Consider the following 24,467-nt stretch of genomic DNA (forward strand, 5'->3'; position numbering starts at 1 on the left):
CACATGGGTAATTTTACAAAAAACATCGCCATGTCTGTTCGCCGGTAACACCGGCGGCGGAAACGTCCGTGCGTTTAAGCCGATGCCTGTTTCTGAGGCTCTGGCTGAAAAAATTGCGGGGGCTAAGCGGTAGCCCTGCAGTCCTTTTTAACTGCGCCTGCCAGCCGTGACAAAAACTCGCGGTTGGTAGGTAAGCCATTCAGCAATTGCTCTGTCGAGCGTCGCACATCATTTAAAGCCTTATCGGCCACCCGCATTTCATGTTGCGACAGGCCTGTACATGCCTCACCGAATGTAGATTGCATGCCCATCAGCACGTATTGTTTACTGGCTGAGGAAAACAGCTCCAGACGGCGATCGCTCTCGTAAAGCCAGGGCGGCTGGGTTTGCCACAGTGCCAGGGAATCTTTAAGGCTTTGCGGCACTGAGGCTGCATCGCGGTGAGCACGCCAGTATTCACTGTCATCCCGGGACGACAACACATAATGCAGCTTGATAAAGTCGATGATCTCTTCCCACCGGCTGTGGGTAATTTCGTTATAACGTTTAGCCAGTACCGTCATGGCATTGCGGCAACGGGGAAACTGGTGGCTTATCCATTCAACAGATTTTTCCACCAGCACCAGCGCTGTTGCTTCAAGAGGCTCCACGAATCCGGCTGACACGCCAATGGCTACACAGTTGCGGTGCCAGAACACCGAACGGTGACCAGGCTCAAAAGTGATTAACCGGGGCTCTGCTTTTGATGCATCCAGATGCGGGTCATTTTTCACATACTGCATCAGTGCATCCTGAGCCTGATCTGCCGAGCAGTACTGGCGGGAGAACACATGGCCAATACCCCGGCGGCCGGACAAGGCAATATCCCAAATCCAACCGTGCTTTTGTGCCGTTGCTACGGTTGCAGAAGCTACCGGCGCATTTTCATCCCGATAAGGCACCTGAAGTGCCAGCGCAGCATCATTGAACAACTGTTCACGCCTGCACACCATAGGAACGTTATAAAACCCGTTCAGCAATAATGCTTTAAAACCACTGCAATCGATGAACAAATCACCTTCAATGACACGGCCATCCGACAATGTCACTGAAGCAATATCACCGTCCGGCGCACCATTAACCTGTTCTACATGTCCGGTGGTATGCACCACACCTAATTTCTGCGTGCAGTGCAAACGCAGCATTTCGGTAAATTTACCGGCGTTGAGGTGATAACCGTAATTCAGAGCAAAAGCAAATTCCGGCGTTGCCAGCGTCTTCGGTGCAAGTGACTGCTCACACACAGCCCCCTGGGCACAGACCAGTGTTTCAAAATCAGAACCGGGACGATTTTTAAGAAAATATTGCGACAGATTCACCGCGCCATAGCCAGCCGGTGTAGTGAACGGATGATAGTAATGCTCTCCGTTGCCATATTGCCAGCCCACAAACTTAGAAGCCTGTTTAAACCCGGCATTGCAGAACTGCATGAAGTCTTTTTCAGATATGCCAATCTGGCGGAGAGTATCCCGCATGGTAGGCCAGGTGCCCTCGCCTACCATGAGGTTTTTAACGTTGGGAGATTCAACCAGTTCAATGCGAACCGGATGGGTACATCCGGATTTTTCGCCATTTTTCGCGGCCAGGATGCCTGCTGTCAGCCATCCGGCGGCACCACCACCTACAATTACAACACGGTTCGTCATTTTCCAGTCTCCTGAAAATTAACCCACCTTCCCTGCCGGGCAATATTTCTCTATGAATTGTGCGTGTGGCGGCAATTGCGCCAACTGGTTATCAATTTGATTCTTTAATGCTGTTAACTGTTGTTTCAGTCCTTCAGGAGGAAGCAATTTACCGGCCTGATGATAGCTTCCGGGCATCAGTCCCTGCCCCATCATAACCTGTACCCATGAGTCCACTCTGAACAGCGATACATCGTCAGGCCACACATAACCATTTTCACGAAAAATCGACAGTCTGTGTTTCAGCGAACCGGGCACATCCATTGTCCTGTAGTGGTTCCAGAACGGACTGTCATCACGTGTAGTCTGATGATAATGAAGGATAATAAAGTCCCGGATAGTTTCAAGTTCAACCGCCGTTTCCTGGTTAAACCTTTCGGCTAATATTCCAAAATTATCCGAAAACGGAAATAACTTCATAAGACGGATAAGTGCCGTGGTGACCAGGTGAATACTGGTTGATTCAAGAGGCTCCAGAAAGCCGCCGGACAAACCGATGGCGACACAATTCTTATGCCATGCCTTTACCCGTCTTCCGGTTTTAAACTTCAGTTTCCGCGGTTGAGTCAGGGGCTTGCCGTCAAGGTTTGCCAGCAGTGTCTTTTCAGCCTCTTCATCGCTGAGAAAACGACTGGAATAGACAATGCCATTACCGGTGCGCGACTGCAGCGGTATACGCCACTGCCAGCCGGCCTCGTGGGCAATAGCACGGGTGTAAGGTAAAGGTGGTTCAACGGACTCAGTCTGCACAGTAATAGCGCTGTCGGCTGCGAGATAATGACTCCAGTCTTCGTACTCAACACCCAGGTGTTCACCAATAAGCAGTCCGCGAAAGCCAGTGCAGTCAATAAACACATCACCGGCTATGACCTGGCCCGTCTCCAGCTTTAATGCCGTAATGTTGCCACTGTCACTGTGAAGATCCACTGCAGCAATTTTGCCTTCAATGCGTTTCACACCGGCGGCTTCACTCTTTTTACGCAGCCAGGCGGCGTAGGCAGTGGCATCCAGATGAAAGGCATAGTTCAGTGGTTTCTTACCCGCCGCAAGGGCAAACTTACTTTCTCTGGCGGCTTTCAGTTCAAGACAGAAGTCGTCCAGTCCTGCACTGTAGCCACTTTCTTTTGCCGCCATCCAGAAGGCGTGAAACTCTGCCATCCAGGCACGCTGACCAATTTCGCCAAAGGAATGCAGATAGTTTTCATCTTTACACCCCCAGTTTTCAAACTGAATGCCCAGTTTGAATGTGGCCTGGGTGGCAGACATAAATTCCTGTTCGTTTATGCCCATCAACTGATGGAAACTGCGCATGGTGGGAATAGTGGCTTCCCCTACACCCACGGTGCCGATCTGGTCGGATTCAACCAGCGTAATGTCGAGTAAATTTCCCAGTCTGGTAGCCAGACTGAATGCAGTCAGCCAACCGGCTGTACCACCACCGGCAATAACAACTTTTGTTTTCTTATTTTCGCTCACGCCTGCTCCTTACCGGTTCAGGTTACTGATTAACATGGAACGCAAACGCCTGGCGTTAATGTCGTCCATCTCCCCCAGCGCACCACGGCACTCCGGCGGAAGATGTTCACGAACACGCTGCGCATCGCCAAACACGTAATAATCAAACAACGCCTTCCAGGCTTGTTTTTCCTGCTCTGGTTTTTCACGCAAACTCATCATGCCGTGTAACAGCACATCCATGGGATTGCCTTTGTGACGCTCTGTGGTCATCCACCAGAAATTAACCATTACGTTAAAACGGTCGTATGCCGTAACTTCATGCCACCACATACTGGGGTAATAAAGGCCGTCACCGGGTTCCAGGTCAGCAATCCACGCATTGTCCATCGCCTCTTTAAGGCGGGGGAACTTATCGAAGTCAGGATCAGCGAGATTCGCCAGCGTAACAACCTGACCGCCCGGCGTAGGATGCAGCGGCCCGGGATAAAGGTTCTCCACCTGTTCCGGCGGGAACAGCATGAACCGTCGTTTGCCCACAACACAGCAGGCCAGATTTTTAGGCTGATCAAAATGCGCAGCAGCTACAGATTCTGTTCCCAGCCAGATTTTAGCGACTACCGGATTTTGCTCAAATTCAGGATGGGTAAACGCCAGAGAATGACCGTCTGCCAGTGCAGGGAATCCTTCTTTCAGCACCAGAGAGTTAACGTACAGGTATTCATGTTCCTGTTCACTGAGCTCACTACGGATTGTGTTGAACACATCGGGGATCGTTGACCGTTCTGCAGAGAAATTAAATCCGGTACAGGTATCGTTGTATCCGAAGCGGGACTGAATTTCTGATGGTGCGCGATACACCAGCATGGGTTTATTGCTGTAGTTATCTTCCAGCATCTGCATGGTATCAAGGGGGGATGTCCGTCCTGCTTTAACCATTGGCCAGTCGTTTACCAGCCCCTTAAGAATAACCGGCTGGTTAAGAGCGAAGAGATCATCAAACGGGATGGCATCTGGTGTGATGCCTTCCCACACTGTTACGGTTTGTCGGGAAGGTGTAACCATTGTTTTCGTCCGTTAATAAAAAGCGGCTTAAATGTCAGTACCAGCCGGCACTGACAATCCGGACCAGCACTGTACCTAAATCAGCGCAGATTTTGCGTTCTTCAGATCAATTAAACGCTGAAAATTACCCAGTGAAGATAAAATAAAGTAAAGCGGGCCAAGCATACCGTACTGACTTAACTTTGCCAGACTGTCACCGTCGAGCTGAGAAAGCTTTTCCTGATTGACAGAATAGTAGTTGGAGAAATTCACCTGCTCTACATTGCTGAGCTTAATCTCAATGTTCACCGGCTCCAGAAGATCCATCTCTTCCACCAGCGTGAACAGAGTTTTGTTGTATTGGGCACCGGCTTCAATAGTCTGCAGTGCCTTTTTTACATAATTCAGATAACCGGATTCGCCACCCATTGGCAGGAAGACCGCTTCACCTTCTTCGCCAACTCGGGGATCGTCCATATCAATACAAATAAACGGTTCCGGTGCGGCATCATCAGATTCGCGATAGGCAATACTGAATGGTCCGCGCCCCAGCACGGCAGGAATATAACGGGTTGTCCATCCGTCTTCACTCAGGAACAGGTTTTCGTCTTTGCTGAGCCCCAGAATACTGTGGATCTGCAACTCACCACTGTCGGCATCTTTATAAAATACCAGCGGAAACTCTTTGTGCAGCTCGCTGATTTCAGACGCGAATACACGGGTACGGTTTACCTGATGGCCGGAAAAAGCACCCGGACGGGTATTAACTTTCAGATCTTTATGATCGACGTTATTCAGAACAGCTGGTTTAGACATAGATTGGTCCCCGTTACTGCGGGTTGAGCGAAAGGTATACGCAGGATGTTATCGCGCTACCCCGTCAGGCGCAATGTCATGTTTGTAAGGATTAAGGCCGGCATGCGAGGGCACACCGGCCTGAGAATCAAAGGTCACAATCCGGGAGGATTGTGACCGGATGCTGACAGCTATCAGAAGCTGTAGCGGGCACTCAGTACAATACGTCTGTCCAGTTCCTGGATGAAGAACGTGTTGTTGTAGCTACGGCCGTATTGACGTGAACCTTCTTCGAACAGGTTGATTACGTCCATGCTTACTGTCAGGTCTTCGCTGAAGTCGTAACTTACGTTAACGTCTACCTGCTTGTACTCATCGATGAACAATGGGTTACGAACAGAAGATACGCCACGGTTTACTTCCGCCAGGAAGGAATCACGCCAGTTATAAGCAACACGGGTAGACAGGCCGTCTTTTTCGTAAATCAGTACTAAGTTAGCTGAGTCACTTAAGCCTTCCAGTGCGAACTGGTCGATTGCCGGATCTGCACCTACATCGTAACCGATATCACCGTCAACGATGGTGAAGTTAGCCTGGTAACCGAAACCGCTGTCACCGAAGAAGTGCTGCCATGCAAACTCGTAACCGGAGATACGTGCACTCTGGTTGTTTACAGGCTGAGTAACTTCGAAGGCCATTTCAGGGTCGCCTGCCATTGGCTCAACATTGTTGTTAGCGAATACGTCATCAGCAAATGCCTGACCTTCTTCGAACTCATCAGCGCCCCCCGGGAACACGTCAGGGTTTGCAAGCAATGCAGACATGGTGAAGAAGTTACGTTCTGTTACTTCGATACCACGTGCTTCAAGCTCTGCAATAGCTTCACCTGAAACAGTACCGGCAGCACCTGAAGTCGCATCAAGCAGACCGAACAGAGTTTGAGAAACCTGCTGTGTACCAACGAAGTTGTCTACGTCTTTACGGTAGTAACCTACTGACACCATGCTTGAATCACCGTAGTAGTATTCAAGTGACAGGTCGAAGTTGTTGGACTCCAGTGGATCCAGCGCAGCGTTACCGCGGCTACCTGATGCCACACCGCCTAAGTAAGTAGGACGACCAGGCGCACCAATGCTGGTAGCTGTGTACATCTGGTTATACGCAGGGCGAGCCAGCGTCATGCTGTAAGACGCACGGGCTTTCAAATCGTCAGTCAGGTTAACCGAGAAGTCGATGTTTGGCAGGAACGCTTCATATGAGTGGTCCTGAGACAGCGCTTCAGTCTGATCGCCGTAGCTGATAGTGAAGTCGTTATCTGACAACCAGATGATCTGCTCTGGTACAGATTGCAGAGAGATAGACTCAACGTCTGTCTTCTCATAACGGGCACCAACCACTAAGTTAGCTTCGAAACCACCGATTTCGCCGTCCATTGTCGCCATCGCGTACAGAGACAGGATATCTTCTTTAACGGTGTTGTTCTGAGCACCAACAGAAGGCAGATCACCCGGGGTGAAGCCATACGCCGGCGCAACAGCGTTCAGCAGGTCTACTGCGTTACCGCGGAATGATACGCTACCCAGAGGGATAGTGGTTGAACCTGCAGGTTGGGCAATTGAATCCGCACCGGCAACACCGCTCATGTTGTGATCTTCAAATGCACAAGCTGTACAAGTCACTTCCAGCAGACCTTCAGGAATATTACCTACATCAGCAACACCCCAGCCACCAAGCTGCGCTTCAGTTTCATAACGAAGCTGATTCATTTCTGTCGCCATGTAGCCGATACCGAAGTCAACTTTTACGTCAGAACCTTCGTCCCAGGTACCGTCGAAACGGAACTGTTTAACGTCAGATTCCTGATCAGAAGAAATGGCACGGGTAACCTGAGGACCAACATCGGCCAGGTCGAAAATACCGTTGTTGTTACCTTTAACAGAATCGTCAACAACAATGCTTGCCTGAGGCATATCCAGACCGAAGTCCATGGTTTGCCAGCCGGCAGTTGCACCTGCTACGTTGAAACGGATTACGTTTTTACCGTAAGGACCGTTACCGCCAGATTTTGCATTCGCCATGTTAGCGTCGAAACGCAGGTTCAGTGAATCGTTTGCCCACCAGTCAGCGTTGAAACCGAAAGATGTCAGTTCATCTTTAGCGGCCATCACCAGGTTCTGGAAGAAGAAGTCTTTACCACCGTCGATATCTTCAGTGAAACGGATTGGCGTGGCAACAACCGGGTTACCATCGAATTCCATATCCGTGAACTGACGGGCAAACCAGACACCGTCAACAACAGAGGTAGAGTTAATTTCGTTGCTGGCGTAAGTTGCGTCAGCGGTCAGTGTCAGAGTTTCTGAAGGTGCGAACTGTAAGGTAACCATACCGTTCATACGTTCGCGGTTATCTTCGTTAACACCTAAACCTAAGTTAGAAGGCATGGCAACCAACTGACCTTCCGCAGGTGCGTTAGTCACGTTAGCGCCGTCTACCAGACCGAAAGTGCCAGGAGACGTTGAATCCCAGTTGTACAGCTGGTAGTTCTCAACACTCATGTGGCGGCTACCGGAGTCGCGCTCCTGGTAAGAACCGAACACAGCTACACCAAATGTGTTGTCATCGTTTGACCAGTTCGCAACACCACTTAATTCTGGTGTCACACCGTCACCGCTGTAGTCTTTCATGGCTTTCGCGCCGATAGAGGCACGGTTTTCACCTTGAGACAGTGGCTTTAACGTATTGATGTTAATTGTTGCACCGATACCACCTGATGGTACGGCTGCACGGCCAGTCTTATAAACTTCAATGCCACTTACACCTTCAGATGCCAGGTTAGAGAAGTCAAAAGAACGGGTTGTACCGGAAGCACCCTGGTCAAGCGGGTTACCGGTGATAGATGCTACGTTCGCAGCAGGCATCTGACGGCCGTTTAATGTGATCAGGTTGAAGTTACCACCGAAACCACGAACGGTAACTTCTGAACCTTCACCGTTTACACGGTTGATAGAAACACCAGTGATACGCTGCAGAGATTCTGCCAGGTTGGTGTCAGGGAATTTACCCATGTCTTCAGCAGAGATGGCGTCAACAACACCGGTAGACTGACGTTTTACGTTCATAGATTGAGACAAACTTCCGCGAACACCGCGTACTTCAATCTGTTCTACTTGTTCTGGTGCGTCCTGAGCAAATACAGGTGATGCGACCATTACGCAGAGTGCCCCTGACACTGCGCAAGATAGCTTTGTTTTATTAAACATAGTTTGGTTTCCAGTTGAGTTTTCACACGTGAATTAAAGTGCGTGTCCCTTATGAGGAGGATGACTACCGCGCATAAAACACTGGTCAATCAGTTCACTCAACCCCATCACGCACTCGCTGTGCAAACCGTTACGTTGTGATCCCATTCTCACAATGTAACGCGTTACAAGCCGCCATTTAACGTTAACGAATTGTAACGGTGTAGTTATAGCCCGCCTTGTGAAGCAATTGCAAGTATTTTGTTAGGCTGCCTAACAAAATTAACCTTTTTCTTGAAATTGAAGTATTCTTTAGTCTTAAATGAGCGGGTAAATGCAGATTTTACTATCTGTATCTGATTAGAATAAATGGCCTGTCAGGCACTTTTTATTTACAAATACAGGTTAAGTAAAGGTGACAACTCTCCGGAGTGCAAGGATTGGTCATATTAAATTTTTATGATAAGTCACTGTTTGAAAAGGCTGAAAATTTGCTATGAAAAATAAAGGAAAAATATAAGCATTAGTTATAGAGAATATAACCGGAAGATGATAGAGGCCCCTGAAAAGGGAATGGTGCAAAGCAAAAAACAATAATAAAACTGACTTTGCTGTCACACAAATGTAAAGAAACCAGAAAGTTCCGTAAAGCCTGAATTATCGCAAAAAGAACAAAAAACAAACAGCGGTAAACCCTGAACTTTTTTAGTGCAGAAGACTCTTTAACAGCGATCTGGTTTTAACAATGTGTGTCACAAAAACGGCTTTTAAAGTCCTTTTACCGTTAACAATTATTCAACAACAGGATAAAACAGCGCGAGCTGTTCCATAACAAAAATACTATGCCCGTACACAAGCAATCGAGTCAGCGTCTCCAACAGCAAGGCCTGGCACTGGACACAGACAGACAGTTTTTTCGCTGTCTTCGCGAAAATGGCCCCATGAGCAGAGCAGCCATCTCTCAGCTTACCGGCATTTCCCGCCCCACTATTTCAGAGGCTGCAGGACGTTTGCAGGGCCAGTCTCTGGTCAATGAAACGAAAAAGAAAACCCAGAATAAACAGGGCCGTGCAGGTATACTTTATGAAATTAATGCCAACCGGGGTGTTACCTTGTCTGTTGCTCTGGACAGTCAGCACATTCAGATGCGCCTCACCGACCTGGCTGAAAATATTGTTGCAGAAGAGCAGTTCAAATTAGCCGCGCTTAACGGCCACGCCATACCCGATTACGATGTAGAAGCAGCACACGTACCGTCTACCCGAATTGACAGCAGCGAAGCCTTCTTCCAGAAACTGACCACCATGGCTGAAGACATGGTTGCACGAACGAAAAGCGCAGTCCTCGCCATAGGCATATCGATTGCCGACCCGGTGAATTCTGAAACGGGCCAGGTATTACCTCTGCACGGTGCCCCTTTCCCCCTCGCCCACGACATTAATTTTCCCTCTCTGTTTGCCAGTATGTTCCATTGCCCCATTACTATTGATAACGATGTGAATTGGGCAACCATGGCGGAACGTTCGCAGGGTAACGCTATCGGCGAGAAGAACTTCATGTTCTTTTATTTTGGCCGGGGGATCGGTGCCGGTATTTATATCAACGGACATCTTATCCGCGGAAGTTCGGGTATTGCCGGCGAAGTGGGCTATTTTAAAGTGGATGGTTCGAAGAACCTTCAGGATTACGTGGTAGAGAACCAGCTGGGTAAAGCCTTACTGGAAAACCGTTCTTTGTACGATCATCCGGCTATGGATAAAATTATCCACGTGATTTCTAACGCGGGAATTCTGGTGAATCCGGATCTCATAGTGATTGGTGGTCCGCTTTCCCGTCACGACGCCTTTATGAAAACACTGAAAGACACGATTCCACAAAAAACACTGATGCCGACCAGGGTAATTGCCAGTGCAATGCCGGATACCGCCCCGCTTTGCGGCGCATCAGCCGGCGCTCATGAACTGGCACTGGCTTCGCTGGGGCTGATACAGCATCCGGAATAGCACAGTCTCAGACCGGATTTTACTATCCGGCAAGAGGGGCTTCAGGGGAAAAGCGGAAACTTTTATCCAGCTCACTGATCCCGAGGCCACTTCGCTTATTCACCCTGATCTGTACCGGGATCCGTTCTTTCATCGCTTCGATATGGCTGATCACGCCAATCATTTTGCCGGAGGCGTTTAAGTTATCCAGCGCATCCAGTGCAATATCAAGTGTTTGAGCATCCAGCGTACCAAATCCTTCGTCCAGAAACAGCGAATCAATGCTGGTTTTATGACTGACAAGATCAGACAGCGCCAGTGCCAGCGACAAACTGACCAGAAAGCTCTCGCCACCGGATAAAGTCCGGGTGTCTCTGGCGATATCGCCCTGCCAGGTATCCACTACCAGAATAGCCAGACCGTCCGCCTGCTTTCGCTGCAACCTGTAGCGGCCATGCAGACGTTGTAACTGACGGTTCGCCAGCACAATGAGATTGTCCAATGTCAGGCCTTGCGCAAATTTTCGGAATTTATCACCGGTGGCGGAACCGATGAGACCGTGCAGGGCCGATGTGATCTCAAACGCCTGTTCTTTTTCCGCTATACCTTCTGACAAACTGTACAATTTCTCACGCTGCTCATCATCAGCCTGACATCTGGCAGCCAGTTCTCCCCGCCGGGTGAGAATGCGATCCCGTTCTTCATTCGCCTGCTGATATTTACTCTGCAACTCATCGCCGTCAGCTTGTTGCCACAATGCGGCCTGTTCATCATTGAGCCAGCTGTTGTACTGGGTACAGGCACTGTCAAATAACGCGGAATGACGCTGAGTTGCGGCTTCCAGGGTTTGCTTCTCACGGCTGAGCTGGTCACGTAGTCCGGGTGTGAGTAACGCATTTTGAAAAACCATATCGCTGTCAAAACCGGCCCGCTTGCGCTGCATTTGCCAGCGTTCAGATAATTCTTCCGTCTTTTGCCGGGCGGCTACCAGTGCTTCAACAGCAGCGTTTAATGAAGATGTGATGCCGGTATGGCGCTCCTTTGCGGCCGTTGCCCGCTCCTGTGCCTGCTGTGCAACCTGCTTTGCCTGCGCGATGCGCTGTTCCGCTTCCGTGATGGCTGTTTGCGACGGGGTTGTACCGGCCAGAGCATGGCGTTCGGTTTGATGCTGAGTAAGGGTGTCACATAAAGCGTTAAATGCAGTTGTCAGCTTACCGGCCTGCGCTTTTGCTGCCTGCCAGTTTTGCTGTGCATTTTCACGATACACCGCCTGCTGTGATGCCTGCTTCTCAAGTGCAGTCACCTGCTCTTTAGTATCAGCCCATTGCTGCGCTTTCTCCTCCAGCCTGTCCAGCCAGGCTGAAAAATCCGATGGCGGTAACGGATGTCCGGCGTCAGCGGTTTCTTTCGCTATGGCATTGTGCAGCGCAACACATTGTTGTTGTGCGCTTTCAAGTGCACTTTGTGTGTCACCAGCCTGCTTCTGATATTGGGCCAACCGTTCAGCGGCGAGTGCTACCTGGTTTTCACCATGACTTACCTGCCGTTGCAGTTCGCTCATTTCAGTGATGAGTGCTGCAAGCTTCTCCTTCTCAAGATTTGCTCTGCTTCGCTGTTCCCGCAGCGCTGTCGCGCGATTTTTTTGCTGCTGTTCATATTGAGTCAGTCCGCGTTTATCATTCAGAGCAACAGAAATACCGGCTTCCTGTGATGTGGTTTCCCACTGTGCGGCAATGTCATCTGAATCTTGCACAGCTTTTTCCAGCGCTTGCGTGGTTTGTTCCAGTCCGAGCCTTAATCTCTCACAACGCTCGTTTTGCCCAATGCCGCGACTTTCCGCCTCTTTAAGCTGTGCTTCCAGTTCATGCTTGCGGGTTAATGTAGCAGACACATCCAGTGCAACCTCCCCGGAGGCAGGATGAGACAATGAGCCGCATAGCGGACAAGCCTCACCGTCTGTCAGTTGCATGCGATACTCTGCCAGTTGCTCCTCTTGTTTCAGCAATAACGTGACATCCTTTAATGACTGCCTGAGGGCGACAAATTCTTCGCGCATGAGGCCACGTTGCTTTACCGCTTCATCGTAGTCACTTTGCAGCCTCACCTGTTCAGCTTTGTACTCAGACTGTTTCCCGCATAACTTCAGGTATTGCTGTTGCAACGACATCGCACGGTTAAGCGGTGCCCAGCCCTGTTCTATGGCCAGTAACTCCTGTTCGATCTGCTGCCCGTTTAGCTCAGCGGCCAGCGAATCTACTGTCTGCTGTTGTTTTGTCACAGCAGACTGCTTGTCGTTATAAAGATTGATAACCTCATTGCGGGCTTTTTCCGCCTGTTCAACCTGATGTGTCTGCCCGTCAACCTGCTCACGGGTCTTTACGGCTTGTTCTTCTGAGGTCTCCACACTGGCGGTGAGCCCGCCAAGCTGATTAATTTGTCCGCGCCAGCCTGACAGCTTCGTCAGCAAAACACTGTCGGCCTGATGTTCGTCCAGGTAGTTTTTATGCGCAGTCAGTTGCTCATACATGCTTACCGCCGCCTGCTCATACCCTGCTATATCAGCGGCAAGTTTACCGGTGATTGCTTTTTGCTGCTCCAGCGCGGATTCAAGTTCACGCTTTTCCTGAGTCAGCCTGGCAATATTATTATCCAGCGGAATAACCCGGTTATGGATAAGTGCAATGCGGGCACTTCCTTCCTGCTCCGCGATTTCCAGGGCTGCGGTGCACTGATCTTTCTCTTTAAGGCTGCTTTCTGCGTGCTGTGCACTTTGCTGTTGCTGCTCTTTCAGCAGTTCATTGCGCTGCTGCAATGTCTGCACTTCAGATTCTGCCGCACTCAGTTGCTCATATTCAGGTTTAATTTGCTCTGCCAGTTCACCCTGCCGCAGTTTTTCTGCCTCCGGCGCAAATGCAGTGAGGTCATCTTTAGCCTTAGTCAGCGCAGCTTCTGCCTGCTGCTTTTGTGACAAGCGCTGCGCAAAACCGGCCTGCCAGTTCAGTCCGCTCTGCCAGTGTTCACACGCTTCGCGGGCTTCTTTCAGCGTAATGTCAGCCTGCGCCAGTGCCGAAATCAGCGACGCTCTTTCCTCATCACTCAGCACAGAAATGTTATTGCGGTTTCCCCGCAGCAATGCCAGTTCCTGTTCAGCTTCTTTATATTTTTCATGCACGCGGCGGGAAATCTCACCGTATATTTCGGTACCGGTCAGTTCTTCAAGCAGCTCCGCTCTTTCGTTTTCCTGCGCATTCAGGAAGGCTGCAAAGTCCCCCTGCGACAACATCATGGATTTAGTAAAACGGGCAAAGTTTAAACCGGTGATCCGCTCTATCTCGTCGGCTTTCGGGCGTATTTGTGTAGCCAGTACCTTGCCGCTTTCTACTTCGGCCAGTTCCACTTCCGCCGGTTGCAGGTTTCCGCCGGCATGACCCCGTGCCCGCCGCATACTCCAGAAAGCACGGTAGGCCGTGCCCTTAACAGAGAACTCAACTTCAACCAGACAGTCACCTGTGCCACGGGTCATAATTTCATTGGATGACGCAGACAGCTGGCCGAGCCTGGGCGTCTGATGATAAAGCGCCAGACAGATTGCATCCAGCAAGGTAGTTTTGCCTGCTCCGGTAGCACCGGTGATGGCAAAGAGTCCGTTATCCGTAAACGGTGCGCCGGTGAAATCCAGCTTCCACTCACCTTTAAGCGCATTGAGGTTTTTAAGCCGCAGGGTCAATATTTTCATTGTGCTGCTTCCCCTGCATCAAGGCCCGATACCACTTCACGGAACTGTGTACGCAACTCTGCTTTCACCCCTTCCTCTGTGGCCTCATCCATTAACAGCAAGCGCCGCTCAAAGACCTCTTCCGGCGACAGTTCTGACAAATCCTGTTCATATTCTGCCGTCAACGACGCTGCAGCCCTTTCATGAACCCGCCTGAGTTGCAGTACCTCCACCGGCTTATCTTCTGTCATTGCCTGAATGCGCTGATGCAAATCAGACAAATGCCCCTGCGTGGTGACTTCGATACAAAGCCAGGTGGTTGCTGCCGTATCAGTGAACGCTTTCAGTGACTGCTCAATGGTATCCAGATCGCCACGGATAACTGCCATAGGCTGGAAAACCGGTACGGGAAGGGCTTCGATAGCAGGGGTTGTGCTGCCCTCAAAACTCACCAGCACCACCTGCTTTTGTGTACCCAGCTCATCAAAACTGAGAGCAACAGGAGAACCGCTGTAGCGGATATGCTCTGATTTAGCCACTTTCTGTGGCCGGTGAATGTGGCCCAGCGCAATATAATCTGCCGGCGGAAAGCCGTCGGCGGCGAAGCCTTCCAGCGTACCGATGTAGATATCCCGCACACTGGACGAGGCTGATACGCCAAGCGCAGTAAGATGACCTGTAGCAACAACAGGAACGGCTTTTCCTGAAATTTCACGGCGCTCAGCCGCGACATCGTACACACTCCGGTAGTGAGCTTTGATTGCATCACCCAGGTGCTGTTTCTTCTCATCTGTGGACTGACCCGCAGCACTGACCAGCACGTCTCTGGGGCGGATGAACGGGATCGCACAAACAAATGCGCCGGTTTCGCCGTTTTTATCTTTAAGTTCTACTACCTGATCTGCCGGGTTTTCCAGCACCGAGGCAATAACATGGGTATTCAGACAAGACAGCAGCCCCCGTGTTTCATTCAGCACTGACACAGAGTCATGGTTTCCGCCCAGCACAATCAGGGTACAGCGGTGAGCCTGCAAAGCCACCACAAAACGGTTATACATTTCTCTGGCATAACTGGGTGGCGTGCCGGTATCAAACACATCGCCGGCAACGATGATGGCATCAACTTGTTGCGCTTCTACAACCTGCAACAGCCAGTCGAGAAACTGCTGATGTTCGTCTTTGCGGTTTTGGGTAAAAAAGCTCTGACCGAGATGCCAGTCTGAGGAATGGAGGATTTTCATAAGAACAACAATATAAAGTCAGAGACACATCATGCCTTATGTTGACCACACCGGCGCGGCGAGTCAACAATCCGCCGCGGCACCGGCGATGATTCGTGCAGGCTTAAGCGGGATCAGGATGTTACTGTGATGCCTTCAGAGCTGATTTTGTCCAGCACATTACGCCACCGTGATAATCTGGCCGAAGGAGAACCGGATGATTGCTTCTGGCCCGGAGACCAGATCCCCATACTGTTAAAACTGAACACAGGAATGAGATCTGTTCGCTGCCGTGCTGGCAACACTTCTGAAATTAAACTGTCGAGGATCATAGGCTGACTGGTGGGAGTTTCATAATAACCCAGAACCATGTGCGCCTGTGTCACAGTGCTGCGGCGCCCGCCCACTTTAGCTTTTACGTAGATAAGACGCAGCTTTTCTTCGGCGACCCCCAATTTGAGCAGGAAGATGTATTTAGCTATAGCGTAATCTTCACAATCGCCCAGTTCTTTAGCCAGAAACTCTGCAGGTGATGCCCAGTAATCGCTTTGCTTCCAGACGATATCATCGGTTTTGTAGGTTACATTATCGCGAAAGTAAGCATTAACCAGAAGAAGCTGCTTCGACTCCGGCAGATTCTGCGCTTCATTGAACATGCCTTCCAGACCCGCCTGGCGGCCTGCATTAACTTTACCGCCATGTCTGGCGACGGCCTGCCAGAATTTGCCAAAATTAATATCGACAAATGCGCGGGTAACAAATGCGTTTGTCAGCAGGAAACAGGCAATCACCATAATGCACAGCCGGCGCTGACTGAATGATATGGGGTTACCCTGAAAGAGTGGCTGTTTCAACAGGAGCACAACTACTTACCCTGATAAAGACTGAGCATGTACTGTACCACGTACGGCGAGTTTGTCACTTTACTGCAACCTGATCGTCAATGTTTAGCCGCGCCACACCGTCGAAACCGATAGACAGCAGAACTTCCTCGTCTTTTTCAGATACTACGCCATCGGCAATCACCGCCATTCCCAGGGAGTGGGCAAGATCGGCAAGACCATTCAGGTAAACCTGATTTGAGCGGTTGTTCACCACGTCATACACGTAAGTACTGTCAATCTTCAGGTATTTAAGGCCAAATTCATGCACATCGGCCACCTTCGAAAAGCTTTCTCCCACTCTTTTGAGCCCGGTATCCACTTTGAAATAATCAGCCAGCTCACAAAACTGACGGAAGGATTTAGGATGGCTTGCAGCTGTATGCTCCCGCAACTCCAGCGATAACCGGGTGATCACATCCTGATTCGATTTTAATAAATCTTCCAGTTGTGATCTGTTAAACGTATCCAGGATTGTTTCCTGATAAAGAAGCACCGCGCAGCATTTTTCGGGATTATCTTTCAGCCATGCCAGCGCTTTATTCAGAGCAAGAAGGTCGATTTTATCAACCGTATCAAAGCGGCGGGCCGCTTCAGTAAAACGTCCGAATCCTCGCATTTCATCGCCGTCTTTATACAGCACGAAAGCCTGATAATGCATGGTTTTACCGCTGTGGGTATGAACACTCACTGTCATCAGTTCGGCAGACTGACTGGCGATGTCGAAATCCTTCTGCCATTTCTCTTTGCTGTCACAGCGATAGTGCGTTTCCGGCAACGGCTGCAGATTAAAACCGAAAACAATTTCACTTTCCTGCACTTCTTCCAGTAATCCGTCAACCCGGTCGAGCAGTTCGTAACTCGCTTCATCAGCCCGGATGTAGACGCCGGCGGTGACGCAGTGAATATTCAAATCGGCAAAATCCGGACTGTGCTCCAGCGGATTGTCTTCCATAAACACTTCCTGAATCCCTTCCAGATCACGGCACTCTGTCAGCAATACACAAATATCTGTTTCATTGATTCGGGCCATGCGGAAGTCGGTGTAAAGCTCACTGTGTTCACGGTAGAAGCCGTCCAGTCTGTCAGCAAACTCTTTTACGAACTGATTAAAAATCTCCGGCGCAAACGCCTGAATATCGCCTTTGTCTTTCATCAGACTGTGCATGAGCAACACGTTCTGACCATCTTTATCACGAAATCTCAGTTGAGACTCCAGCAGTGTAAAGAAGGCATTGATATTAGGAATATTCGTCACCGGATCATGCTGTTCCCGTTCTCTGGCAAGTTCAAGCCGGCGGTTGTTCTCTATGAGGTTTGCTTTAAAGCGGTCGGCCAGCGAGTTCATGGCATTTACCACCCGGGCAAAGTCGGCGGTCCAGGGAAGCGCAATTTTTATAAACTTCCTCTCTGAAAAACTGTTGGCCTGGTCGACAATAGTCCCCAACGGTTTCAGGATGACACGTAAAATGAGGGAGCCGATTATCCCGATCCCTACAGTGAGGATCACGATACTCATCACAAAACTTTTAAACTTCGACCACAATGTATCCATGGCAAAGGCAGTCTGACTTTCCACATAAAGGGTGCCAAACTGATCCCAACCGTCACTCACCTGGGAAATGCCGGGCGGCACGGTCAGTTCCGCCATGGACTGAAACCAGTCCGGCGCGTTTGACGCTTCCCCCTCAAAGTAGATTTCGTCGATAACATTCCCGTCCGTGCCTTCAAGCCGGATAAGCGAATAATGCCCTGAATCGAATTTTGCAGACAACATGAGGCGAATGCCGGCTGGTGATTTCTCCGCCTGCGTCAGCACCAGTGCCAGTGAATTCGCATCATCAATGTTCTTCAGATACAGCTGTTCCTCGGTGTTTTTCTGCGTAGAGAAAAATAGCACCAGAAAGCTCACCACACTGTTAATGGCAATAATGGTGAGAATGGCAATCCACAGCTGCTTATTCAGGGTCATTCACAACTACTCTATTCAGCGTCTATCTCAACGGGAAGGACCATAACAAACTCAGTCCCCTTACCCACTTCACTTTTTAGCGTCAGCTGTCCCTGCATCTTGTTTTCTGTCAGGTTCTTCACGATATGTAACCCCAAACCGCTGCCACCTTCTTCACGGCGGGTGGTAAAATAGGGCTCAAACATCACTTCACGAAATTCTTCAGGGATCCCTTTACCATTATCATTAAAGGTAATCGTTGCCTTGCCATCCGCTGATTCTGCCCTGATTTGAATTTTAGGAGACGTAATGGATTTATCGAATGCGTGAATAGACGCATTGAACAGTAAGTTTGTCAGCACCTGAGACAGGGCTCCCGGAAATCCCTTCATAATAAAGGAGTCGGGCACCTGACAATCCAGCACAATTTCAATTTGCTTCGCTTTCAACTGCGGTTTTACGCTGCTCAGCACACTCTCGATGGTGCCCTTCAGCGGGAACGCCATCAGCACATCAGCGCTTTGGTTTACCGCATTGGTTTTAAAGTCACGGATGAGTTTGGCAGCACGCCCTAAGTTGAACGAGAGCAAATCGCTCACTTCGTTACTGTCATCTATAAAGTCTGAGAAATACTCTTCCGTCAGGGTTCCGTCTTTGAAACTTTTATCAAGATCATCAACACTTTCTTTAAGGTGCGACAAAGATGTGATCGCCACACCGAGAGGGTTATTTACCTCATGAGCCACCGTTGCCACCATGCCACCTAAGTTGCACAGCTTCTCCATTTCGATGGCCGCTTCCTTCTTTTCCTTCAGATACTCACTTTCTATGAGTAACGGCGTGAATTCGTCCAGCAATTTCGTCAGACCTGCATCGTTTTCATCTACCGGCGTTTGCGTTACCAGAACAATGAATCCCCCCACATGGTCTTCATCGGCAATCACATACACAGAGCAAACTTTGTCCGCCATGCCTGCCTGTGCCATCCAGTCAGAGAAACTGTCATCAACGACACTGCGTTCTGCCCAGCGATTTCCCCCCTTACCGGCCAGCAAGGAACTTAACATGCTGTTTTCCAGTTGACGGCCGGGAATACACCCCATGCAGTCCACGGCAATACTGGCCTCGTCACTCACATGCCAGCTTGATACATGATAACAATCAGCACCAATGTAAACGGCCTGATCCAGCAGCGGAAACTGAGACTGTACCGGGAGTGCCCGCAGCAAATCAGGGCTGAGTAACGCCGCCATCGATTCGGTTACAGATTTGGACACGATACTCTCCTCTTAATCCGGATAGCGGGTACGCAGAGCCCAGAAGTCATCAAAATTGGCCAGTAAGATTTCCGCCAGTTGCGGATCAAACTGTTCACCTTTTTGCGCTTCTATTTCTGAAATAATGTTTTCTTTCGGCCACGCCTCTTTATAGCTTCGTTTCGATCCCATGGAATCAAAGGCATCAGCCAGCGCCGTGATCCTCGCAGCCAGAGGGATGTCTTCGCCCTTCAGGCCCTCAGGGTAACCGCCACCGTTCCACTGTTCATGATGTGCATAGCAAATCTTCGCCGCATTCTTAATCATGGGTTTGTTAGAAAGACTCAGCATGTCCGCACCGACTTTGGGGTGAGACATCATAATGTCCCACTCCTCAGGGGTCAGCTCTCCGGGTTTGTGTAAAATAGTATCAGGTATGGCGACTTTGCCCAGATTGTGAACCGGTGCAAAACGGCGGATATTTTCAGCTTCATCATCGCTTAAACCTGCCATAATCGCGAGTTTGTAGCTGATTTCTGCCACACGTTTAACATGCGCGCCAACTTCCTTGGTGCGTAATTCAACAGCGCTCCCCAACATGTGGATAATGTCTTTTTGTGTCTCTGAAATTTCTTCTGTAATCATCAGGTTTTCGTAAACCAGCGAGACGTTTATGCAGTAAATTTCCAGAAACTCTTTCTGTGCATCAGAAAGCGTACCTTTGGTGTCGATAAACAACAGGTTTTCATAACCCAGGTCGGTACAGTTATAGAACACATAGCCAGAAGGGAAATGCTGAGACTGTTTAGAAGCCAAAACCTCTTTAAAGCAGTTTTCCACTTCGTCAGGCACTTCAGGTTGGTGGCTTTCCTTGATGTCAGCCAAACTTCCGGTAGCTGCCAATACCGTGCGGCCTTTGGTGGCTTCTGCGCTTTGCGGGAAGGTAGAACAATAAATAGCACTGGAGTCAAGTTGCAGCAGGTTCATAATTTCCTTCAGCACCGCTGAGGCGAACTCGTTCAGCGCATGGGTCTGCAACATTTTAGTCGTACTTTCTATGACCTGACGCAAACCTTTCCGGTGGCTTTCAATGGTGGAGATATCGCGGTATGAGCGCAGTCCTGTGTACATCAGAGTTTTCAGCTTCTGGCTGGTTAATTCCGTTTTTTCTTTGTAGTCATTGATATCATAGCGCTCAATGACTTCATGTTCAGGCGCCTGACCGGGCTGACCGGTACGTAATACCAACCGGCAGGCTGTGTTGTTCAGCTCTTTACGCACATAATGCACCACATCCAGGCCGGCATGATCCGTTTCCATTACTACGTCCACGAGGGCCAGCGCGATGTCGGTCTCTTTATCGAAAATCTCTTTCGCTTCTTTTCCGGAATACGCATGCAAAAACTGAATTTTCTTGCCGTCAAAGCGGAAGCGCTTTAACGTCAGGTCGGTTACCCGGTGAACTTCGGTTTCGTCATCGATAATCAACACTTTCAACGGTGAGGTATCTTTCTGCTCTGCCGCGTCATCCACAGACTCAGCTGGTGCAGCTTTCTGCTTGGCAAATAATGGATTCCCCATAGTTTACTCCTTCTCTTCTAAGTCTTTAATTCGTAGTGATATCCACAGACCACCTCCGGGTACTGCACCATGGTTCAGTTCACCTTTCAGCTTACTTTTCACCAGGTTGTACACCACGCTTAAGCCGAGGCCGGCATTACCGGCACCACGGTTGGTGGTATAAAAGGGGTCAAAAATTTGTGCGAGATCTTTCTTTTTCACGCCGCTACCGTTATCTGCAAACTTCAGCAACACAGAGTTACCGAAGGAAGATACCCGGATTGAAATAACACAGTCTTCATCCTTCTTCGCAAACGCATGAACCTCTGAGTTCGATGCGAGGCTGGCGAGCACCTGAGTAATAACAGTAGGGTAGGTTTGGATTTGTGTCCGCTTGCCAATTTCCACATCAAACTTAATCTTCGTTGACATGGCATTCTGCTGATAATGCTCAACAAAGTTTTCAACGATTTCGGCCACGTCAACCAGCTCTGTTTTGGTGGAATCGTCTGCATTAATGACGTCAATTTTCTTAAATGATGCAATCAGCTTAGATGCCCGGCCCATATTTTCCAGCGCCATACCCAGCATTTCCTTGCCGGAGGAGAGAAAATCTTCAAACTTTTCCTGATCCAGTTCACCGCGATCGAAATCTTCCTTCAGATCCCGCATCAAATCGTTCACGTGGGAACAACTGGTAATACTGATCCCCAGGGGCGTATTCACTTCATGGGCGATACCGGCAACCAGTCCCCCCATTGCGCCTATTTTCTCGGCCTCAACCATCTTACTCTGAGCGAACTTCAAATCCTGCAGGGCCAGCTGCCGGTCATCACTGAGCTTATGTAATTTGAACGCGAAATAAACCAGATACAGCACCATCAAACTGAACAGGAAGGCTATGACAGGGATAGCTACATAATATTGGTTGAATAAATTTGCCGGCGGATAAATCACCATGGACCAGACACGGTTAAACAGGAAGATTTCGCCGTTAAAAGGCTTTGCCAGTGTCGCAGAATATTTCACATCAGAAAAAGCCAGCTCTTTTCTATTTTCTCCCTCGCGGTAAACAATGAAATTACTGACAATCCGGTTATTTACAGAAAGCTTGGCAGCGCGGTGTAAATCAACCACCATAGCCAAAAGTAACTTGTGTTCAGGCATTGCCCGAACAAGTAATACGTATTGCTGCTGGCTGTCGTTAACACTGAAAAGATCGGAGGCAAAATTGTCCAGCTTTGTCGCTTCCCGTAACTCAACGTTACGCTTCATCGCCATCGTCACTTCCCGTTTGGTAAATTGGGGATATGAATCAGATGCCAGCCAGTACTGAGGCTCCGGCAAGGTGGTTTTAGCTCCCATTTCACGGGAGTCAAAATTGAAAACGCCGATACCTGCAATGGACAGGTTGTATTCCAGAATCAGACCGCTGAAAGTATCAAATTCCATTGCATCTACATTTGAGGAGGAGTCAAATAACTGATTTACAGAGTGCAGGGTGTACTCCATGTCCTCCAGATTCTCATTCAAATGGTCATTAAACTCTTTAACCGGTCCATCGAAAGATGCCGCGCGCTCCTGTTCTGTCAGTTGCACGTACACCTTGTAACCGCCAAAGGTGCAAAGAATGCTGAAAAGCACACTCAAAAAAGTGAGTACTTTTTTTTGAAATATTAAATTCACCCCTACCTCTCCGGATTCTCAGCGCCGTTAAAGGGCAGTTCGTCTGAATTGGCCAATTTTAAGCAGCAAGGCCACCCTGTCTTTCACTCTGTATTTCTTAAGAATAGACGACATATGCTCTTTTACCGTTCTGACAGTAATATTTAGCTTATCCGCCATATCCTGATTAGAATCACCGTCCAGTAAAAGCCGCAAAACTTCCTTTTCCCGTTCGGTGAGTACTTCGGTCTGCGCTTCTTTAAACTCATAATCCGGATGCTCACTGAGGCGGTGAACCATCGCCGTGACGAGTCCGCCGGGGATCCACATGCCGCCCGCCATCACAGCACTGGCAATTTCATTGCAATGGCGTATCAATTCGGTTCCGTTGCAATAGCCCCGTCCGCCGACGACCAGGCTTCTCTGCATTTCTTTAATGTCGGGTGCGTGACTTATCACCACAGGATTGACGCCGAGTACGCTGCTTTCCCGCACAAAGCGCAGCCAGTCAGCTTCTCTGGTATCAATCCAGCAAATTCCCCCCTCAGCAGCAAGGGAAAATGAAACATCGTGCCACGCAATTGCATCAGATAGCGGTGCATACTCCTTAAGCGACTCTCCTAACACGAAAAATTTCATTCTTAACGTTCTCCTAATGCTGATGAAGAGGCCCTGATAAGCGGGTTTAGCAGGTACTGCATGACGGTACGATTACCGGTGATGATATCTACCTGCACCATCATGCCCGGCAGGATATCCATATTGAGGGCGTTTTTGTCTTCGGTGGAAAGCCTGACGAGGTAGTAAGTCCGGTCCTGATCGTCAGTCACGGTATCAGCACTGATGTGCTCAACGCTGGCTTCCATACCGCCGTAAATAGCAAAATCATAAGCACTGAATTTTAAAATGGCGGGCTGTCCTAATTTCAGAAACGCGATATCTTTGGGTGGGATTTTTGCCTCAACGATTAACCGGTCATCGGCAGGAATGATTTCCACAACGGCACTGCCCGGCGTCACCACGCCACCCACAGTATTTACCAGCAGTCTCTGAACGGTACCAGCGACCGGCGACCGGATTTCAGATTGTTTCACCACATCTTCCAGACCGGTTTGAGACTCCTGCAAGGATTGCATGGTGGCAACCGCTTCATTGAGTTCTTCATTCCACCGGTTCTGCATTTTCAGGCTGGCTTCTTTAAGATTGTTCTGCTCTTCATCTATGGTTGCCTGACTGCGGGTTATTGCAGCCCGTGTGCGCTGAATGGCCCCCTGATTTTCAATAACCTGCTTTTCCAGCCGCAGAATATCGATTTCAGAAACAGCGCCCGAAGCCATCAGCGGACGTGTGACCGTAAGCTCCCGCTGCGCGATAGATAGAGTGTCCTGATATTGCTGTAATTCAGCGCGGTAAGATTGCAAATCCTGCCGGCGCTGGGCAATCCGGCTTTCAAACCTCGACAAGGTTTCTTCCAGTTCTTTCACACTGGAAAAATATAACGCCGTTTCATTGGCAACAATTTCAGGCGCGGCCTGTTTAAGGTCTTCCGGGAAGCTCAATGGCTGCGCCCGTGTCTGTGCCGTCAGCCTGTGAACTTTCGCAGCCACAGCGTTTCTCTTAGAATTGTTTTCCTGCAGCGAAGATAAGTAGCGGGTAGGATCCACTTTCAGGATAATGTCACCGGCGTTGACTTTCTGCCCTTCCCTTACCTGAATGTCCTGAACAATACCGCCGTCATAGGACTGCAAAATCTGCAGCTGGCTGGACGGCACGACTTTACCCTCTCCCCTTGCCACTTCAGCGATGGGAGCAAAGCAGGCCCACACAATTAATGCCGTGATTGTGAGTACAACCACATAAAGCAGCGCTTTGGCTCGCAGTGGCCGCTGCTGAATCCGCGCCCACTCGGCTTCCAAAACCCAGTCATTTTCAGGAGGAGGTGCCAGCCATTCGCGGGCCCATGACATAAGCATAATAAAT

At 49.6% G+C, this 24,467-nt stretch carries 16 protein-coding genes; 2 read left to right on the plus strand and 14 right to left on the minus strand.

All coding sequences use genetic code 11. From position 1 onward, the window contains the following. Nucleotides 1-34 precede the first annotated feature (34 nt). Entirely contained in the window at nt 35-133 is a 99-nt protein-coding gene (locus ACXAGC_RS19185; protein WP_474846444.1) for a DUF3703 domain-containing protein, read from the plus strand. Here the strand turns inward: ACXAGC_RS19185 and ACXAGC_RS19190 are convergent. The 5 genes from ACXAGC_RS19190 to ACXAGC_RS19210 form a co-directional block, all read right to left on the minus strand. Continuing rightward, nucleotides 123-1,685, minus strand: a complete 1,563-nt coding sequence (locus ACXAGC_RS19190) for a tryptophan halogenase family protein (protein WP_474846404.1) — start codon at nt 1,683-1,685, stop codon at nt 123-125. The genes ACXAGC_RS19185 and ACXAGC_RS19190 overlap by 11 nt on opposite strands. Before the next feature lie 18 nt (nt 1,686-1,703). Next, the gene (locus ACXAGC_RS19195) at nt 1,704-3,200 is read right to left on the minus strand and encodes a tryptophan halogenase family protein (protein WP_474846406.1); all 1,497 of its coding nucleotides are present in this window, start codon (nt 3,198-3,200) and stop codon (nt 1,704-1,706) included. 9 nt (nt 3,201-3,209) lie between these two features. Further along, nucleotides 3,210-4,244: a cupin-like domain-containing protein gene (locus tag ACXAGC_RS19200; protein ID WP_474846408.1), complete on the minus strand. Its 1,035-nt coding sequence runs from the start codon at nt 4,242-4,244 to the stop codon at nt 3,210-3,212. Between the two features lie 75 nt (nt 4,245-4,319). Then, nucleotides 4,320-5,039, minus strand: a complete 720-nt coding sequence (locus ACXAGC_RS19205; RefSeq protein WP_474846410.1) for a SapC family protein — start codon at nt 5,037-5,039, stop codon at nt 4,320-4,322. 173 nt (nt 5,040-5,212) lie between these two features. Then, nucleotides 5,213-8,227: a TonB-dependent receptor gene (locus tag ACXAGC_RS19210; protein WP_474846412.1), complete on the minus strand. Its 3,015-nt coding sequence runs from the start codon at nt 8,225-8,227 to the stop codon at nt 5,213-5,215. A 971-nt stretch (nt 8,228-9,198) separates the two neighbouring features. Here ACXAGC_RS19210 and ACXAGC_RS19215 point away from each other — a divergent pair. After that, nucleotides 9,199-10,260: an ROK family protein gene (locus tag ACXAGC_RS19215; protein WP_474846414.1), complete on the plus strand. Its 1,062-nt coding sequence runs from the start codon at nt 9,199-9,201 to the stop codon at nt 10,258-10,260. Nucleotides 10,261-10,282: 22 nt separating this feature from the next. On the opposite strand, the gene ACXAGC_RS19220 is transcribed toward ACXAGC_RS19215, so the two are convergent. The 9 genes from ACXAGC_RS19220 to ACXAGC_RS19260 form a co-directional block, all read right to left on the minus strand. Further along, the gene (locus ACXAGC_RS19220; RefSeq protein ID WP_474846416.1) at nt 10,283-13,975 is read right to left on the minus strand and encodes an AAA family ATPase; all 3,693 of its coding nucleotides are present in this window, start codon (nt 13,973-13,975) and stop codon (nt 10,283-10,285) included. Beyond that, nucleotides 13,972-15,195: an exonuclease subunit SbcD gene (sbcD, locus tag ACXAGC_RS19225; protein ID WP_474846418.1), complete on the minus strand. Its 1,224-nt coding sequence runs from the start codon at nt 15,193-15,195 to the stop codon at nt 13,972-13,974. Before sbcD ends, ACXAGC_RS19220 begins: the two co-directional genes overlap by 4 nt. 113 nt (nt 15,196-15,308) lie before the next feature. Further along, the gene (locus ACXAGC_RS19230; protein ID WP_474846420.1) at nt 15,309-16,037 is read right to left on the minus strand and encodes a transglutaminase-like cysteine peptidase; all 729 of its coding nucleotides are present in this window, start codon (nt 16,035-16,037) and stop codon (nt 15,309-15,311) included. Between the two features lie 55 nt (nt 16,038-16,092). After that, the gene (locus ACXAGC_RS19235; RefSeq protein WP_474846422.1) at nt 16,093-18,027 is read right to left on the minus strand and encodes a bifunctional diguanylate cyclase/phosphodiesterase; all 1,935 of its coding nucleotides are present in this window, start codon (nt 18,025-18,027) and stop codon (nt 16,093-16,095) included. Between the two features lie 11 nt (nt 18,028-18,038). After that, the gene (locus tag ACXAGC_RS19240; RefSeq protein ID WP_474846424.1) at nt 18,039-19,283 is read right to left on the minus strand and encodes a sensor histidine kinase; all 1,245 of its coding nucleotides are present in this window, start codon (nt 19,281-19,283) and stop codon (nt 18,039-18,041) included. A 12-nt stretch (nt 19,284-19,295) separates the two neighbouring features. Then, nucleotides 19,296-20,843, minus strand: a complete 1,548-nt coding sequence (locus ACXAGC_RS19245) for a DUF3369 domain-containing protein (RefSeq protein ID WP_474846426.1) — start codon at nt 20,841-20,843, stop codon at nt 19,296-19,298. 3 nt (nt 20,844-20,846) lie between these two features. Continuing rightward, nucleotides 20,847-22,508 carry a sensor histidine kinase gene (locus tag ACXAGC_RS19250; RefSeq protein WP_474846428.1) on the minus strand — a complete coding sequence of 554 codons (1,662 nt, stop codon included), beginning with the start codon at nt 22,506-22,508 and terminating at the stop codon, nt 20,847-20,849. A gap of 27 nt (nt 22,509-22,535) precedes the next feature. Further along, nucleotides 22,536-23,126, minus strand: a complete 591-nt coding sequence (locus ACXAGC_RS19255) for a response regulator transcription factor (RefSeq protein WP_474846430.1) — start codon at nt 23,124-23,126, stop codon at nt 22,536-22,538. A gap of 2 nt (nt 23,127-23,128) precedes the next feature. Next, complete coding sequence (locus ACXAGC_RS19260) at nt 23,129-24,460, minus strand: HlyD family type I secretion periplasmic adaptor subunit (protein ID WP_474846432.1); 1,332 nt, start codon at nt 24,458-24,460, stop codon at nt 23,129-23,131. Nucleotides 24,461-24,467: the final 7 nt, after the last annotated feature.

This window comes from Alteromonas sp. AWJ4_197 (assembly GCF_056160285.1).

What these genes read in the sequence shown, in the direction of transcription:
- ACXAGC_RS19190 (WP_474846404.1), bottom strand. Translation starts at nt 1,685, where the DNA reads ATGACGAACCGTGTTGTAATTGTAGGTGGTGGTGCCGCCGGATGGCTG.
- ACXAGC_RS19200 (WP_474846408.1), bottom strand. Translation starts at nt 4,244, where the DNA reads ATGGTTACACCTTCCCGACAAACCGTAACAGTGTGGGAAGGCATCACA.
- ACXAGC_RS19205 (WP_474846410.1), bottom strand. Translation starts at nt 5,039, where the DNA reads ATGTCTAAACCAGCTGTTCTGAATAACGTCGATCATAAAGATCTGAAA.
- ACXAGC_RS19210 (WP_474846412.1), bottom strand. Translation starts at nt 8,227, where the DNA reads ATGGTCGCATCACCTGTATTTGCTCAGGACGCACCAGAACAAGTAGAA.
- ACXAGC_RS19215 (WP_474846414.1), top strand. Translation starts at nt 9,199, where the DNA reads ATGAGCAGAGCAGCCATCTCTCAGCTTACCGGCATTTCCCGCCCCACT.
- ACXAGC_RS19220 (WP_474846416.1), bottom strand. Translation starts at nt 13,975, where the DNA reads ATGAAAATATTGACCCTGCGGCTTAAAAACCTCAATGCGCTTAAAGGT.
- sbcD (WP_474846418.1), bottom strand. Translation starts at nt 15,195, where the DNA reads ATGAAAATCCTCCATTCCTCAGACTGGCATCTCGGTCAGAGCTTTTTT.
- ACXAGC_RS19235 (WP_474846422.1), bottom strand. Translation starts at nt 18,027, where the DNA reads ATGACCCTGAATAAGCAGCTGTGGATTGCCATTCTCACCATTATTGCC.
- ACXAGC_RS19245 (WP_474846426.1), bottom strand. Translation starts at nt 20,843, where the DNA reads ATGGGGAATCCATTATTTGCCAAGCAGAAAGCTGCACCAGCTGAGTCT.
- ACXAGC_RS19255 (WP_474846430.1), bottom strand. Translation starts at nt 23,126, where the DNA reads ATGAAATTTTTCGTGTTAGGAGAGTCGCTTAAGGAGTATGCACCGCTA.
- ACXAGC_RS19260 (WP_474846432.1), bottom strand. Translation starts at nt 24,460, where the DNA reads ATGCTTATGTCATGGGCCCGCGAATGGCTGGCACCTCCTCCTGAAAAT.